At 51.4% G+C, this 14,022-nt stretch carries 17 protein-coding genes; 8 read left to right on the forward strand and 9 right to left on the reverse strand.

The window, feature by feature from the left end; translation table 11 throughout:
- Window positions 1-162 precede the first annotated feature (162 nt).
- Together OGX75_RS21270 and OGX75_RS06555 are read left to right on the forward strand one after the other, a co-directional pair.
- Window positions 163-210, forward strand: coding sequence for a hypothetical protein (locus tag OGX75_RS21270; protein WP_418222342.1), 48 nt, complete (start codon window positions 163-165; stop codon window positions 208-210).
- A 19-nt stretch (window positions 211-229) separates the two neighbouring features.
- Entirely contained in the window at window positions 230-454 is a 225-nt protein-coding gene (locus tag OGX75_RS06555; protein ID WP_012131931.1) for a DUF2594 family protein, read from the forward strand.
- Between the two features lie 66 nt (window positions 455-520).
- Here OGX75_RS06555 and sdiA read toward each other — a convergent pair whose 3' ends face one another.
- The 8 genes from sdiA to OGX75_RS06595 all read right to left on the reverse strand — a co-directional run bounded on the left by sdiA (window position 521) and on the right by OGX75_RS06595 (window position 7,883).
- Window positions 521-1,243, reverse strand: a complete 723-nt coding sequence (gene sdiA / locus OGX75_RS06560) for a quorum-sensing transcriptional regulator SdiA (RefSeq protein WP_012131930.1) — start codon at window positions 1,241-1,243, stop codon at window positions 521-523.
- A gap of 233 nt (window positions 1,244-1,476) precedes the next feature.
- A complete protein-coding gene (gene tcyN / locus OGX75_RS06565; RefSeq protein WP_012131929.1) occupies window positions 1,477-2,229 on the reverse strand; it encodes an L-cystine ABC transporter ATP-binding protein TcyN in 753 nt (250 codons plus the stop codon).
- The gene (gene tcyL / locus OGX75_RS06570; RefSeq protein WP_012131928.1) at window positions 2,226-2,894 is read right to left on the reverse strand and encodes a cystine ABC transporter permease; all 669 of its coding nucleotides are present in this window, start codon (window positions 2,892-2,894) and stop codon (window positions 2,226-2,228) included. Before tcyL ends, tcyN begins: the two co-directional genes overlap by 4 nt.
- 21 nt (window positions 2,895-2,915) lie before the next feature.
- Entirely contained in the window at window positions 2,916-3,902 is a 987-nt protein-coding gene (gene dcyD / locus OGX75_RS06575) for a D-cysteine desulfhydrase (protein ID WP_275155647.1), read from the reverse strand.
- A 107-nt stretch (window positions 3,903-4,009) separates the two neighbouring features.
- The gene (gene tcyJ / locus OGX75_RS06580) at window positions 4,010-4,810 is read right to left on the reverse strand and encodes a cystine ABC transporter substrate-binding protein (RefSeq protein ID WP_071258756.1); all 801 of its coding nucleotides are present in this window, start codon (window positions 4,808-4,810) and stop codon (window positions 4,010-4,012) included.
- A gap of 87 nt (window positions 4,811-4,897) precedes the next feature.
- Window positions 4,898-5,449 (reverse strand): flagella biosynthesis regulatory protein FliZ, encoded by a 552-nt coding sequence (gene fliZ / locus OGX75_RS06585; protein ID WP_012131925.1) that lies wholly within the window; start codon window positions 5,447-5,449, stop codon window positions 4,898-4,900.
- A gap of 60 nt (window positions 5,450-5,509) precedes the next feature.
- The gene (gene fliA, locus OGX75_RS06590) at window positions 5,510-6,229 is read right to left on the reverse strand and encodes an RNA polymerase sigma factor FliA (protein WP_024130237.1); all 720 of its coding nucleotides are present in this window, start codon (window positions 6,227-6,229) and stop codon (window positions 5,510-5,512) included.
- A 163-nt stretch (window positions 6,230-6,392) separates the two neighbouring features.
- Entirely contained in the window at window positions 6,393-7,883 is a 1,491-nt protein-coding gene (locus tag OGX75_RS06595; RefSeq protein ID WP_110494114.1) for a FliC/FljB family flagellin, read from the reverse strand.
- 256 nt (window positions 7,884-8,139) lie between these two features.
- Between OGX75_RS06595 and fliD the strand changes: the two genes are divergently transcribed.
- From fliD to amyA, 4 genes are all read left to right on the forward strand, one after another.
- Window positions 8,140-9,543 carry a flagellar filament capping protein FliD gene (gene fliD / locus OGX75_RS06600; protein ID WP_110494113.1) on the forward strand — a complete coding sequence of 468 codons (1,404 nt, stop codon included), beginning with the start codon at window positions 8,140-8,142 and terminating at the stop codon, window positions 9,541-9,543.
- Between the two features lie 15 nt (window positions 9,544-9,558).
- Window positions 9,559-9,966, forward strand: coding sequence for a flagellar export chaperone FliS (fliS, locus tag OGX75_RS06605; protein WP_049011655.1), 408 nt, complete (start codon window positions 9,559-9,561; stop codon window positions 9,964-9,966).
- Complete coding sequence (gene fliT / locus OGX75_RS06610) at window positions 9,966-10,337, forward strand: flagella biosynthesis regulatory protein FliT (protein WP_049011654.1); 372 nt, start codon at window positions 9,966-9,968, stop codon at window positions 10,335-10,337. Before fliS ends, fliT begins: the two co-directional genes overlap by 1 nt.
- A 68-nt stretch (window positions 10,338-10,405) precedes the next feature.
- Window positions 10,406-11,893 (forward strand): alpha-amylase, encoded by a 1,488-nt coding sequence (gene amyA / locus OGX75_RS06615; RefSeq protein WP_047463079.1) that lies wholly within the window; start codon window positions 10,406-10,408, stop codon window positions 11,891-11,893.
- 80 nt (window positions 11,894-11,973) lie between these two features.
- Here the strand turns inward: amyA and yedD are convergent, their stop codons facing one another.
- Entirely contained in the window at window positions 11,974-12,387 is a 414-nt protein-coding gene (gene yedD, locus OGX75_RS06620) for a lipoprotein YedD (protein WP_047463076.1), read from the reverse strand.
- A 186-nt stretch (window positions 12,388-12,573) separates the two neighbouring features.
- Here yedD and yedE point away from each other — a divergent pair, with 186 nt between their 5' ends.
- Complete coding sequence (yedE, locus tag OGX75_RS06625; protein ID WP_047462916.1) at window positions 12,574-13,779, forward strand: selenium metabolism membrane protein YedE/FdhT; 1,206 nt, start codon at window positions 12,574-12,576, stop codon at window positions 13,777-13,779.
- The gene (gene yedF, locus OGX75_RS06630; RefSeq protein WP_000790504.1) at window positions 13,776-14,009 is read left to right on the forward strand and encodes a sulfurtransferase-like selenium metabolism protein YedF; all 234 of its coding nucleotides are present in this window, start codon (window positions 13,776-13,778) and stop codon (window positions 14,007-14,009) included. The genes yedE and yedF overlap by 4 nt, the downstream gene beginning before the upstream one ends.
- Window positions 14,010-14,022: the final 13 nt, after the last annotated feature.

Raw genomic sequence — 14,022 nt, forward strand, 5'->3', positions numbered from 1 at the left:
TGCTAAATAGGCAAGCAAGTTTGTAACAATAATTAACGCGTGAAATACGCGAGGTAAACAAAAAAATGAGGAAAATATATGCCTCGCAAGGCGTTGTTTATTTTAATGGCGCTGGTTTGATTTGCGATCAAAAAACAACCACTGCTATTTTTGGCGCAGCTTATGGTATACTCCGCCGCCTTAACATTTGCCATCGCACTTTTTCACTGAAACATAACGAGGAAAATAAATGAGTACGCCTGATTTTTCCACTGCCGAGAATAATCAAGAACTGGCCAATGAAGTCACCTGCCTGAAAGCCATGTTGACCCTGATGCTACAGGCAATGGGGCAAGCCGACGCAGGGCGCGTGATTCTTAAGATGGAAAAACAGATCGCGCAGATTGAAGATGAAACGCAGGCCGCGGTATTTTCCAGCACTGTTAAGCAAATTAAACAAGCTTACCGCCAGTAACAGGAAACCGGCTGAGAGTGAAACTTTCAGCCGGTTTTGCGTCTGGCACGCAGAACATTCGTTTTTTCAGATCAGGCCCGTCGCGGCCGCATAGCAGGCAATCTGCGTTTTATTCGGCGCGTTAAACTTTTTCTGCATGTTTTTCTGATGAAAGTTAACGGTGTTCTCTGAGATTGACAGAATCATCGCGATCTCTGATGACGTCTTTCCTTCCGCCGTCCACTTCAGGATCTCTTTCTCTCGCTTACTGAAGCGCATTTCTGGCGTCATCACCATTTCATCCTCCAGCCGCGTCAGCGCCGACAGGCTCTCACGCACCAGCAGTTGCAACCGGAGTTCAATTTCATCATGTGCAAACGGCGCATGGCGGGCGCTCGCCCGGGAGACAGAGAGGAAGCCCAGCGCCCGATTCGGCAGCATCAGGCATTGCGTCGCCCCCCGGCGTAGACCGTGCGCGCGCGCCGCGTCCCATAGCGACTGCGCTTCGCTAAATAAGGCATCATTCCATGCCAGATGCCCCTGGCGGAAATTTTCCGGCTTTAATACCGGATCAATAGAGAAATAGTTTTCAGACTGATAATGCGCCACCCACGCTTGCGGGTACGTGGTGTGAACGGAGATTTTTGGCCGCGTAAACGGGACGGGATGGCGAACGCACAGCGCATAATAATCATATTCAAGCTGCTGTGTCTGATGTTGTAATTCAGTGTAGACATCTTCTGCCGTCGCCATTTCCTGAAAGCGTACCAGCATACTCCGTCGCCAGGTGAAGAAATCATTTTCCTGCATACTAAACGGTAACACCCCTGAGATTGATAATCATTATAATGTTTAAAACAAGCTAACACATAAATGAAGTTTATATGTAGAAAATATCGGTCAGATGGCGAATTACTTGAGGTGTGTTTCACCCGGCAGGAGAACACAAAGGGATTACGGCTATAATCAGGCGGGTATTATTGATATTTATTTAAATACACTCGCCCAAAACGGGATTATTTCAGGCGAGTGCGCAAAAACACTTATTGCATCAGGAACTTCTCAAGAAACTGACGCGTGCGTGGTTGCTGAGGATTGGCAAATAACGGTTTGGCCGCGCCCTGCTCCACAATGCGCCCTTGATCCATAAATATCACCCGGTCAGCCACGTCGCGCGCAAAGCTCATTTCATGCGTCACAATGACCATCGTGCGCTTTTCCTGCGCCAGCTGGCGTATCGTACTGAGCACCTCCCCCACCAGCTCAGGGTCGAGCGCGGAAGTCGGTTCATCAAACAAAATCACCTCCGGGCGCATCGCCAGCGCGCGGGCAATCGCCACACGCTGCTGCTGCCCGCCGGACAGACGACGCGGATAGCTGGTCTCTTTCCCGGCCAGTCCTACCTTCGCCAGCAGTTCCCGCGCTAATGCCGTTGCTTCGGCTTTGGGCTCGCCTTTCACAATCACCGGCCCTTCAATGATGTTCTCCAGTACGGTACGGTGCGGAAACAGATTAAAGTTCTGGAATACGAACCCCACATGCTGACGCAACTGGCGAATTAGCCCTTTTTGCTTGTTTAACGAGCTTGCGGTATCAATGGTAATGTCGCCCACTTTGATGGTGCCCGCCTCAGGCTGCTCCAGCAAATTAATGCTGCGCAACAGCGTTGTTTTACCGGAACCGCTGGGGCCGATAATCGCCACCACCTCACCAGGTTTCACCTCCAGGTCGATGCCGTGCAACACCGTCTGACCGTGGAACTTTTTCACCAGGTTTTTAACTTCAATCGCACTCATTTTGGATCTCTCTCCTGGCGGTTAAGCTGCTCTTCAAAATAGTTTTGCAGCGCGGAAAGTACCGTCGCCATCACCCAGTAGATCAGCGATGCCGCCAGATACATGGTGAAGACTTCCAGCGTACGCGAGGTAATCAGCTGCGCCTGACGGAACAGTTCCGGCACCTGAATCGTCGCGGCCAGGGAGGTATCTTTCACCAGGCTGATGAAACTGTTGCTCAGCGGCGGCAACGCCACGCGGGCGGCCTGCGGCAAAATCGCGCGACGCAGCGTTTGCCACGGCGTCATACCGATACTTGCCGCGGCTTCCCACTGACCTTTGTCGATAGAAGAGATCGCCGCACGCAGCGTTTCCGAAGTGTAGGCTGCGGTATTCAGCGACAGGCCAATCATCGCCGCCGGGATCGGGTCCAGCTCAATGCCAAACTGCGGCAGGCCGTAGTAGATCATAAAAAGCTGGGCAATCAGCGGCGTACCGCGAAAAATGGAGATATAAAAACGCGCCAGCCAGCGGACAGGCAGCAGGGGCGACATGCGCATCAGCGCGAGAATGAAGCCCAGCAGCAGGCCGAAAAACATCCCGCCAATACTCAGCTGTAGCGTAAACACCGCACCTTTAAGCAGATACGGCAGCGAGTCAATCACCAGTTGGATACTTTCTTGCATGAGTGTTTTTCTACCCGGAAGTTACACGTGAGGATGGTAGGCAAACAGCGCTGGCGCCCCACCGGTATGAATAAAGAGAATCGGACCTTCATCGTTGAAGCGCTTCTGGCTGATGCCATCGATCAGGCCCGCCATCGCTTTCCCCGTATAGACCGGGTCAAGCAGAATGCCTTCCAGGCGCGCCAGCAGCTTCACGGCCTCCATCCCCTCTTCATTCGGCGTTCCGTATCCCGGCGCGAAATAGTCGTCCCACAGCAGGATGTCCGCCGAGGCGGTCAGTTCCAGCTCTTTAGCAATCGCTTGTTGTAGCGTAACCACTTTGGGCTTCTGATCGATAACCTTGCGCGACACGGTCACGCCGATCAACTCAACATCTGGCATCAGTTGTTCCAGACCTACCGCCAGCCCGGCGTGCGTACCGGCGCTTCCCGACGCCACCACAACGGAGGACAGCTGTACCGCGCCCTCGCACTGTTGGGCGATTTCCAGCGCGCTTTCCACGTATCCCATTGCGCCTAATGGGCTGGAGCCGCCGACCGGAATCACATACGGCCTGAACCCCTGCGCCTCAATACGGGTCGCCAGTTCCTGTAGCTGGGCGTCAGGATCGGTCAGCGCGTCGCACATCTCAATTTGCGTGTTAAAAAGATCCAGCAGCAGACGATTGCCGTTGGTCAGGTAGTTTTCCGCCGTCGTACCGATGGGATTTTCCAGTAACGCAACGCAGTGTAATCCCAGTTTTGCCGCTACCGCCGCCGTCTGGCGAACGTGGTTCGACTGGATGGCGCCCGCCGTAATCAGCGTATCCGCGCCTTCACGCAGCGCATCGGCAGCCAGAAATTCAAGCTTACGCAGTTTATTCCCGCCCATCGCCATCGGCGTTACGTCATCGCGTTTAATGAAAATGTCGCGACCCAGATAATCAGATAAACGCGGCAGGTATTCGAGTGGCGTTGGTGCGCCAATAAATTCCAGGCGTGGGAACCGCGTTAAATTATGCAGTGGCATAAAGCCTCCGGTATTCATTGTTGTGATGTTCTTTTTATTATGCACGTTCAAACGGATGAAATAAAAAAGGCGCCGTATTAAAGCGCCTTTTTTTGCAATTATGACGATTATTTAGTCACATCTGCGCCAAACCATTTCTCAGACAGCGCTTTCAGCGTGCCGTCTTTCTGCATATCGGCAATGGCGCCATCTACCGCTTTCAGCAGATCTTCATTGCCTTTACGCAGCGCCACACCGGCTTCCTGACGGGAGAACGCTTCGCCGGTAACGGCCAGCGTGTCTTTGGTTTTCTTCACCAGATCCAATGCGGCCAGGCGATCCACCAGAATAGCGTCAATACGGCCTACGCGCAGATCCTGGTATTTCGTCGGATCGTCATCATAGGTGCGAATGTCTACACCCTGTACGTTCTGGCGCAACCACTCTTCGTAGTTTGTTCCCAGACCAACGCCGACTTTCTTACCTTTCAGGTCAGCCGCCGTTTTGATGCTGCCTTCATTGCCTTTTTTCACCAGCGCCTGAATACCAGAAATGGTATAAGGTGTTGAGAAGTCGTATTTTTTCTTACGTTCGTCGGAGATGGTGACCTGGTTGATAACCACATCAATACGTTTGGAATCCAGCGACGCCAGCATACCGTCCCATTTGGTCGGTTTCAGCGAGGCTTTTACGCCGAGGTGTTTCGCCAGTTCTTCTGCGAACTCCACTTCAAACCCGGTCAGTTTGCCGTCATCACCCTGGAAACTGAACGGCGGGTAAGTCCCTTCCAGGCCTACCAGCAGCGTGCCGCGCTCTTTTACTTTGTTTAACAGACCTTCATCTGCATAACTCTTCACGCTCATCCCGGCGACAAGTGCAACTGCCATCACACCCATCAGAGCCTGACGTCCCAGAAGTGCTAATTTCATAGTTACCCCGAATGTTGTCATTGATGACCGTAGTGTAGAGGGTTTGCTGCTAATCACAAACACGACTCCGCTACATGTTATTCATTTTTAATATATATCAGAAGTAGCCATCCGGGATGATTTCTGCATCTGTCCGGCATGCGTATGCGTTTTATACTGTTCGTACTTACGCAGCGCGATCCGATAGTTATTGGTGCTGGTTTCGGGTAACCACGGGGCCAGGTTTTCATCAAGAAAACCTTCCTGTAGCAGGTCGTGAGAGATGTTCTGTTCGGTGAGATGGTTGCCCAGGCGACGCAGGCGTACGACATATTCACGCACGGTGCCGTGGCTCATTTCGGTTTGCTCAAACAAAAATTGTTTAAAACCGATGATGTCAAAGAAGTCACTCTGCTCTTTGCAGTGCAGATCGCCGCAGAAACGGCACAGCGCCGACCACTCCTTCTGCTCCTCCTGCCATTGTGCGTCGTCCATCAGCGTATCCAGGCGGGAAATCGCGATTTTATTGACAATCTGCCCCCGGCGAACCAACGTGATCCTGTCGAGCAATTTATGGCAATGAGCGCAATGCGTCTGGCTGTGTTTAAAGTCTTTGAGGTAGCGGCTTAGTGGCCGTCTTTTAGATTGCTGCACCGTCATGAGAACTCCTGGTAGTCAATACGTTGTGCGGCACTATTAAGGGGCGACGACGATCGCCCTTTATAACTTACCCAGCTTGGTGCGTAGACGTTTGATGGCCTGGCTGTGCAACTGGCTTACCCGTGACTCGCCGACTTCCAGCACCGCGCCAATCTCCTTCAGATTGAGCTCTTCCTGGTAATACAGCGTCAACACCAGCTGTTCGCGTTCTGGCAACGATTCAATCGCATCCATCACACGCTGGCGTAAATTGCTCTCAAGGAGCTGTTGTAACGGGTTTTCCTGCTGGTGTTCTTCCGTCACCAGCTCAATGCTATCGCCATGCTCTTCCCGCCACTCGTCATAAGAGAAGAGTTGGCTGTTATTGGTATCAAGCAACATCTGACGATACTCTTCCACAGGAATCGCCAGCCGCTCCGCCACCTCAGTTTCCGTCGCGTTGCGCCCTAATTCCTGCTCCAGTTGCCCCATCGCCTGCGCCACTTCGCGAGCATTGCGCCGGACGCTACGCGGCACCCAGTCACGGCTGCGTAGTTCATCCAGCATCGCTCCACGAATACGCTGCACTGCGTAAGTGGTAAATGCCGTTCCTTGCAGAGCGTCATATCGGTCAACTGCATTCAATAACCCGATACCGCCCGCTTGTAGCAGATCGTCCAGTTCCACGCTCGCCGGCAAACGCACCTGCAGGCGCAATGCTTCGTGACGCACCAGCGGTACATAACGCTGCCACAGCGAGTGTTTATCCATTACACCTTCAGCGGTATACAGTGAATTCACGATAAACAGCCCTGCGTTAGTTGAGTTATCGGCATGATTATCCGATTCTGGAGGGGTTTTAATCGGGTGAATAGTGGGTGAAATGAGGGGTTATTTGGGGGTTACCCGTAAAAGCCAGATAGAAAAAACCCCGCCGAAGCGGGGTTTGCGCGATAAATATGAATTAACGCAGCAGGGACAGCACGTTCTGAGGAACCTGGTTGGCCTGCGCCAGAACAGAGGTACCCGCCTGTTGCAAAATGTTTGCACGAGACATGTTGGATACTTCAGTCGCGTAGTCAGCATCTTCAATACGGCTACGAGCTTCAGACAGGTTATTTACGGTGTTGCCCAGGTTGGTGATAGCAGAATTGAAACGGTTTTGTACCGCACCCAGATCGGAACGTAAATCAGCGACTTGCGCCAGGGCGGCATCAATTTTCGCCAGCGGACTTTCAGTTTTGGTTGCAGCCACTTCGTTCAGTTCAGTACCTGACTGGAAGTTATGACCTTTAACATTCGCTGCAAGGTACTGTTTGTCGTCAACAGTAACCACTTCTGTTTTACCGTTCACTCCGCCAAACTGGACAGCCGCTTTCGCAGAGGCACCGGCATCATCAGTGTAATCAACGGTTTTAGCGGTGATTTTGCCTGTTTTCTCGTCATAATCCGCCGCATAGAACTTACCATCTACTTTCAACGCATAACCGCCGTCAATAGATTTGCCGTTTTTGTCTTCAAAGGACATTTTCACCAGGGAGGTGTTAGCGGCAGTCGCACCAGTCACGCCCGCAGCCACCAGATCGGCTGCCGCATCAGTGGTATCGATGGTGTTGGCTTCTTGCACATTAGCTACGGCAGTTGTTTCGGCCAGAGTCACGGTAGTTTCTTTAGCGCCGATAGTAATGGCACCCGTACCAGCATCTACGGTTGCTTTATACAGACCATCACCATTCGTACCACCGGTAGAACCTGTAATATTGACGTAATAGTTGCCATCTTTGAACTGAATAGTTCCAGCACCACCATCACCCGCAGCAGTCCCCGCTGCAGCTTCTAGTTCACCAGCAGTCGGTGCAGTAATAGCCTGTGTACCATCGTGATAACCCGTTGCGTTAACTGCAGTATCTACTTGCTTGTAGGCATCCTGTACGCTCAGGCTATCAAGGCCCAGCGTTTTGGAATTAATTTCTTTCAGGTTAATATCAATGGTTTCGCCATCGTCAGCACCAACCTGAATAGTCAGAGTGCCTTCTTTTGCCAGCACTTTCACGCCGTTGAACTGAGTTTGACCAGATACACGGTCAATTTCATTCAGACGTTGGGTAATTTCGGCCTGGATGGAGTCCAGGTCTGACTGGGAGTTAGTGCCGTTGGCGGACTGCACTGCCAGCTCACGAACACGCTGCAGGTTGTTGTTGATTTCGTTCAGCGCACCTTCGGTGGTCTGTGCGATAGAGATACCGTCGTTAGCGTTACGGGAAGCCTGAGTCAGGCCTTTAATGTTAGAAGTAAAACGGTTTGCAATCGCCTGACCAGCAGCATCATCTTTCGCGCTGTTGATACGCAGACCGGAAGACAGACGCTCAATAGCGGAACTCAGGGAGGACTGAGATTTATTCAGGTTATTCTGGGTCAACAGCGACAGGCTGTTTGTATTGATGACTTGTGCCATGATCTTTTCCTTATCAATTTACATCTTGATGTTATTGGGCCGTTGCCCACGGTTTCTCACCGTAACCCTTGTATCGGCACCTTAAATTCGAACTTTAGAAAATTTTTTGTTTCCGCATCACTTTTTCTTAGTCCACGAAATACCCGCTTTATAGGCCATTATTCTGCGCATCATTTTCACAAAATTATTATTAAACTTTGCCTCCAGATTGCCGATAACGCGCTTATCTACTGTTTGCAATCACAAGGAATAAGGCATGGCTTCAATCTCATCACTGGGCGTCGGTTCAAACTTGCCGTTGGATACTTTGCTGACGAATCTGACCACCGCCGAAAAAGGACGTTTAACGCCAATCACCAAGCAACAGAGCGCCAATACAGCTAAGTTGACGGCCTACGGCACCCTGAAAAGCGCGTTGGAAAAATTCCAGACAGCAAATACCGCATTAAATAAAGCAGACTTATTTAAAACAACAACCGCTTCCAGTACCTCCGAAGATCTTAAAGTCAGCACTACAGCAGGTGCTGCGCCAGGTACATATAAAATAAATGTAACCCAACTTGCCGCAGCACAATCGCTGGCAACCGATGCGACTTTCGCCACGACAAAAGAACAGTTAGGTGATACCTCAGTCTCTTCACGCACCATCAAGATTGAGCAACCAGGACGTAAAGAGCCGCTGGAAATTAAGCTCGACAAAGGTGATACCTCAATGGAGGCCGTTCGAGATGCAATCAACGATGCAGACAGCGGTATTTCTGCAAGTATCGTCAAGGTATCTGAGGACAAATATCAGTTAGTCCTCACCGCAGACAGCGGTACAGACAACACAATGAAGATTTCTGTCGAAGGGGATACCAAGCTCAACGAACTGCTAGCCTACGATAGCACTACCGGCACTGGAAATATGAAAGAGCTGGTTAAAGCACAAAACGCAGAACTTAATGTTAATGGTATCGACATTGTTCGTCAGAGCAACACCGTCACCGATGCGCCACAAGGCCTGACATTGAACCTGACGAAAACCGTTAATGACGTGACAGTCACAGTGACAAAAGACGATTCCAAAGCAACAGAGGCGATAAAAACCTGGGTAGATGCTTATAACTCACTGGTCGACACATTCAGCACTTTAACGAAATACACAGAAGTAGAACCTGGTGAAGAAGCAAGCGACAAAAATGGCGCACTATTGGGCGACAGCGTTTTACGGACGATTCAAACAGGTATTCGTTCGCCATTTGCAAACAGCGGTAGTGATTCGTCTTTCAAAACGATAGCAGAAATTGGTATCACCCAAGATGGTACTACCGGAAAACTCAAAATTGATGAAGAAAAACTCGCAAAAGCACTAAAAGAGAATACAGCATCAACCCGTGAATTATTGGTTGGCGACGGTAAAGAAACTGGAATTACGACGAAGATCGCCACCGAAGTAAAAAGTTACCTGGCTGATGACGGCATTATTGATAATGCCCAGGACAACATCAACGCCACTCTTAAGAACCTGACCAAACAATATTTATCAGTCAGTAATAGTATTGATGAAACCGTCGCCCGTTATAAAGCCCAGTTTACCCAACTGGATACAATGATGAGCAAGCTCAATAGCACCAGTTCTTATCTGAGCCAGCAATTTGCTGCAATGAGCAATTCCTGATAACACGAGGTAACCATGTACACCGCGAGCGGTACCAAAGCTTATGCGCAAATCGGAGTGGAAAGCGCCGTAATGAGCGCCAGTCCGCACCAGTTGATAGAGATGTTGTTTGACGGCGCGAATAGCGCCCTGGTGCGCGCTCGCCTGTTTTTAGAACAAGGCGACATCGTCGCTAAAGGCGAAGCATTAAGTAAAGCCATTAACATTATCGATAATGGCCTTAAAGCGGGTTTAGATCAGGAAAAAGGCGGTGAAATTGCCGCCCATCTTTCAGACTTATACGACTATATGATCCGCCGTTTGCTACAGGCAAACTTGCGTAATGACAGTCAGGCTATTGAAGAAGTGGAAGGGTTACTCGGCAACATTGCGGAAGCCTGGAAGCAGATTTCACCGAAAGTATCTTCCCAGGAGTCTCGTTAATGACCTCAGCCGTGGAGTTTATCAACCGTTGGCAGCGTATTGCGCTGCTTAGCCAATCGTTACTGGAACTTGCGCAGCGAGGAGAATGGGACCTGTTACTGGAACAGGAAGTCACCTACCTGCAAAGTATTGAAACGGTTATGGAAACACAAACTCCACCGGGCATTACGCAAAGCCTTCAGGATAGGGTTGCGGGGTATATCAAACAGACGCTGGATAATGAACAGCTTTTACGCGAGTTGCTACAAAATCGGCTGAACGAACTCAGCAATTTGATTGGTCAGTCGACGCGGCAGAAATCGCTGAATAACGCCTATGGTCGGCTATCCGGTATGTTGCTGGTTCCTGACGTCCCTACCGCCCCACAATAATTTTTATCCACCTGTGAAAAATCATCCATACTCCAGAAGTTGGCCTGACGGCTTCTGGAGCACGGAAGATGAAAAACCCCACGCTATTGCAGTACTTCCACTGGTATTACCCTGACGGCGGCAAGCTCTGGCCAGAACTGGCTGAGCGCGCTGGCGGCCTCAATGATATCGGCATTAATATGGTCTGGTTACCGCCCGCCTATAAAGGCGCGTCCGGCGGATATTCCGTAGGTTATGATTCGTATGACCTGTTTGATCTGGGTGAGTTTGATCAGAAAGGATCTGTCGCCACAAAATATGGCGACAAAGCGCAGCTGCTGGCCGCCATTGAGGCGCTAAAACAAAATGACATTGCGGTTTTGCTCGACGTGGTCGTCAACCACAAAATGGGCGCGGATGAAAAAGAGTCCATTCGCGTACAGCGGGTCAATGAAGATGATCGCACGCAAATCGATGACGAGATCATCGAATGTGAAGGCTGGACGCGTTACACCTTCCCTGCCCGCGCCGGTCAATATTCGCAGTTTATCTGGGATTTCAAATGCTTCAGCGGTATTGATCACATCGAAAACCCGGACGAAGACGGCATCTTTAAGATCGTCAACGACTACACTGGCGACGGCTGGAACGACCAGGTCGATGATGAAATGGGTAATTTCGACTATTTGATGGGCGAAAACATCGACTTTCGCAACCATGCGGTCACCGAGGAGATCAAATACTGGGCGCGTTGGGTCATGGCGCAAACCCATTGCGACGGCTTCCGCCTGGATGCGGTCAAACACATTCCGGCCTGGTTTTATAAAGAGTGGATAGAACACGTCCAGGAGGTAGCGCCAAAGCCGCTGTTCATTGTGGCGGAGTACTGGTCTCATGAAGTGGACAAGCTACAAGCCTATATCGATCAGGTGGATGGAAAGACCATGCTGTTCGACGCGCCGCTACAGATGAACTTCCACGAAGCCTCTCGTCAGGGGCGTGATTACGATATGAGCCAGATTTTCACCGACACGCTGGTGGAAGCCGATCCTTTCCATGCCGTAACGCTCGTGGCAAATCACGATACCCAACCGTTACAGGCACTTGAAGCGCCCGTTGAAGCCTGGTTTAAGCCGCTGGCCTATGCGTTGATCCTGTTGCGGGAGAACGGCGTACCGTCAGTGTTCTACCCTGATCTCTACGGCGCACACTACGAGGATACGGGCGGCGACGGTGAAACCTACACCATTGATATGCCCGTTATCGAACAACTCGATCAACTGATTCTCGCGCGCCAGCGTTTTGCCCACGGCATCCAGACGCTCTTTTTCGACCACCCCAACTGCGTTGCCTTTAGCCGTAGCGGTACAGACGACGATCCTGGCTGCGTGGTCGTACTTTCCAACGGCGATGACGGCGAGAAGACCATTACGCTAGGTGAAAATTACGCCAACAAGACCTGGCGTGATTTTTTAGGCAATCGGGAAGAGCGCGTAACCACCGATGAACAGGGGGAGGCCACGTTTACCTGCAACGGTGGCTGCGTCAGCGTATGGGTCATTGAAGATGTGCTGTAAGTACAGGAGAGAACACCGGCCGGGTAAGCGTTAGCGCCCCCGGCATCAACATGATTACCGCCAGCGTTTACCGAAAATGTTTACGGTAACTGACTCGCGAGCGGATGTTTCGATAAATAGTCGGCGCATTCGGTCGTGGGTCGGTCCACGCGTTGCAGCGTCATACCATCATATTCCAACGTGTTCCCTTCACGCTCAATCTCATAGAGTTCGCGCTTCACCGTAACGTTGGTTAAATCACCGGAAAGCAGCGTCAGTTTACCCGGCAGGGCAATCACCCGCTGCCACTGACGGCAATCCAGGGTATCTCCTTCTTTGGTCACCACCAGACTGGCTATCGCCTCAGGGCTTACCAGTTTGCGCTGAGGGCCTTTTGACTGCCAGTATCCTTCCAGTCCGGCTGGCGCTGGCGTCTTCACCACATCGTTATAATTCTGTACCTCTGCACACCCGGTAAGGACCAGAAATGCGCCAACGATCGCTATTTTTTTCATCATTCATCCTGCATGCGAAGAAAACAGGATTGTGGCATTAAAGCCCTGATGTCGCCAGCCTTTCAGGGCCAACAAGTAATATTGATCCAGTCGATATTACTTCTTATTGGTAGTAGGCAAAAAATCTGATCGGTGTACTATCCGCTCTTCTTTTATTTTCCTTCTGAGTTCAGAGGCTAAGAAAGCATGTCATGGCAACAATTCAAACAAGCCTGGTTAGTTAAATTCTGGGCGCCTGTCCCTGCGGTCATCGCAGCAGGTATTCTCTCCACTTATTATTTCGGTATCACCGGTACGTTCTGGGCTGTTACGGGCGAATTCACCCGCTGGGGTGGACAAATCCTCCAGCTGTTTGGCGTTCATGCTGAAGAGTGGGGTTACTACAAGCTGATCCATCTGGAAGGCTCCCCCCTTACCCGCATCGACGGGATGATGATCCTCGGCATGTTCGGCGGCTGCTTTGCCGCGGCACTGTGGGCCAACAACGTTAAATTACGTATGCCGCGCAGCCGTATCCGCATTATGCAGGCGATTATCGGCGGGATGATTGCCGGTTTTGGCGCACGCATGGCGATGGGCTGCAATCTGGCAGCCTTCTTCACCGGTATTCCGCAGTTTTCTCTTCATGCCTGGTTCTTTGCGCTGGCAACCGCCATCGGTTCCTGGTTCGGCGCGCGCTTCACGCTACTGCCCATATTCCGTATCCCGGTCAAAATGCAGAAAGTCTCCGCTGCCTCGCCGCTGACGCAGAAGCCGGATCAGGCGCGCCGCCGTTTCCGTCTGGGGATGCTGGTCTTTATCGGCATGATCGGCTGGGCGCTGCTGACGGCGATGAACCAGCCAAAACTGGGGCTGGCCATGCTGTTCGGCGTGGGTTTTGGTCTGCTGATTGAACGTGCGCAAATTTGTTTCACCTCGGCCTTCCGTGACCTGTGGATCACCGGTCGCACCCATATGGCGAAAGCCATCATCTTCGGGATGGCGGTGAGCGCTATCGGAATTTTCAGCTACGTGCAGTTAGGCGTGGAAGCGAAGATTATGTGGGCTGGCCCGAACGCCGTTATCGGCGGTCTGCTGTTTGGTTTTGGCATCGTGCTGGCGGGCGGGTGTGAAACCGGCTGGATGTACCGCGCCGTGGAAGGTCAGGTGCACTACTGGTGGGTGGGCCTCGGCAACGTTATCGGCTCCACTATTCTGGCATATTACTGGGATGATTTTGCCCCGGCGCTGGCAACCCGTTGGGACAAAGTGAATCTGCTCGACACCTTCGGCCCGCTGGGCGGCCTGCTGGTCACTTATCTGCTGTTGTTTGCCGCGCTGATGCTGATAATCGGCTGGGAAAAACGTTTCTTCCGTCGCACCGGGTTAACCCCTGCTAAGGAATCCGCATGAAAAATATCGTTCCTGATTACCGTCTTGATATGGTTGGCGAGCCCTGCCCTTACCCGGCCGTCGCCACGCTGGAAGCGATGCCGCAGTTAAAAAAGGGAGAAATTCTGGAAGTGGTGAGCGACTGCCCGCAATCCATCAATAATATTCCGCTGGATGCGCGCAATCACGGCTATACGGTGCTGGATATTCAGCAGGATGGCCCAACGATTCGCTATCTGATTCAGAAGTAATCATTTGCCGGAT

The sequence above is a fragment of the Citrobacter sp. CK199 genome, from assembly GCF_030333285.1.
Classification (GTDB): domain Bacteria; phylum Pseudomonadota; class Gammaproteobacteria; order Enterobacterales; family Enterobacteriaceae; genus Citrobacter_B; species Citrobacter_B koseri.

Excerpts from the sequence above, each read along its gene's own strand:
- tcyN (WP_012131929.1), bottom strand. The coding sequence starts at position 2,229 with ATGAGTGCGATTGAAGTTAAAAACCTGGTGAAAAAGTTCCACGGTCAG.
- yedD (WP_047463076.1), bottom strand. The coding sequence starts at position 12,387 with ATGAAAAAAATAGCGATCGTTGGCGCATTTCTGGTCCTTACCGGGTGT.
- amyA (WP_047463079.1), top strand. The coding sequence starts at position 10,406 with ATGAAAAACCCCACGCTATTGCAGTACTTCCACTGGTATTACCCTGAC.
- dcyD (WP_275155647.1), bottom strand. The coding sequence starts at position 3,902 with ATGCCACTGCATAATTTAACGCGGTTCCCACGCCTGGAATTTATTGGC.
- fliT (WP_049011654.1), top strand. The coding sequence starts at position 9,966 with ATGACCTCAGCCGTGGAGTTTATCAACCGTTGGCAGCGTATTGCGCTG.
- tcyL (WP_012131928.1), bottom strand. The coding sequence starts at position 2,894 with ATGCAAGAAAGTATCCAACTGGTGATTGACTCGCTGCCGTATCTGCTT.
- fliZ (WP_012131925.1), bottom strand. The coding sequence starts at position 5,449 with ATGACGGTGCAGCAATCTAAAAGACGGCCACTAAGCCGCTACCTCAAA.
- yedF (WP_000790504.1), top strand. The coding sequence starts at position 13,776 with ATGAAAAATATCGTTCCTGATTACCGTCTTGATATGGTTGGCGAGCCC.
- fliS (WP_049011655.1), top strand. The coding sequence starts at position 9,559 with ATGTACACCGCGAGCGGTACCAAAGCTTATGCGCAAATCGGAGTGGAA.
- yedE (WP_047462916.1), top strand. The coding sequence starts at position 12,574 with ATGTCATGGCAACAATTCAAACAAGCCTGGTTAGTTAAATTCTGGGCG.
- OGX75_RS06555 (WP_012131931.1), top strand. The coding sequence starts at position 230 with ATGAGTACGCCTGATTTTTCCACTGCCGAGAATAATCAAGAACTGGCC.
- sdiA (WP_012131930.1), bottom strand. The coding sequence starts at position 1,243 with ATGCAGGAAAATGATTTCTTCACCTGGCGACGGAGTATGCTGGTACGC.
- fliD (WP_110494113.1), top strand. The coding sequence starts at position 8,140 with ATGGCTTCAATCTCATCACTGGGCGTCGGTTCAAACTTGCCGTTGGAT.
- OGX75_RS06595 (WP_110494114.1), bottom strand. The coding sequence starts at position 7,883 with ATGGCACAAGTCATCAATACAAACAGCCTGTCGCTGTTGACCCAGAAT.
- tcyJ (WP_071258756.1), bottom strand. The coding sequence starts at position 4,810 with ATGAAATTAGCACTTCTGGGACGTCAGGCTCTGATGGGTGTGATGGCA.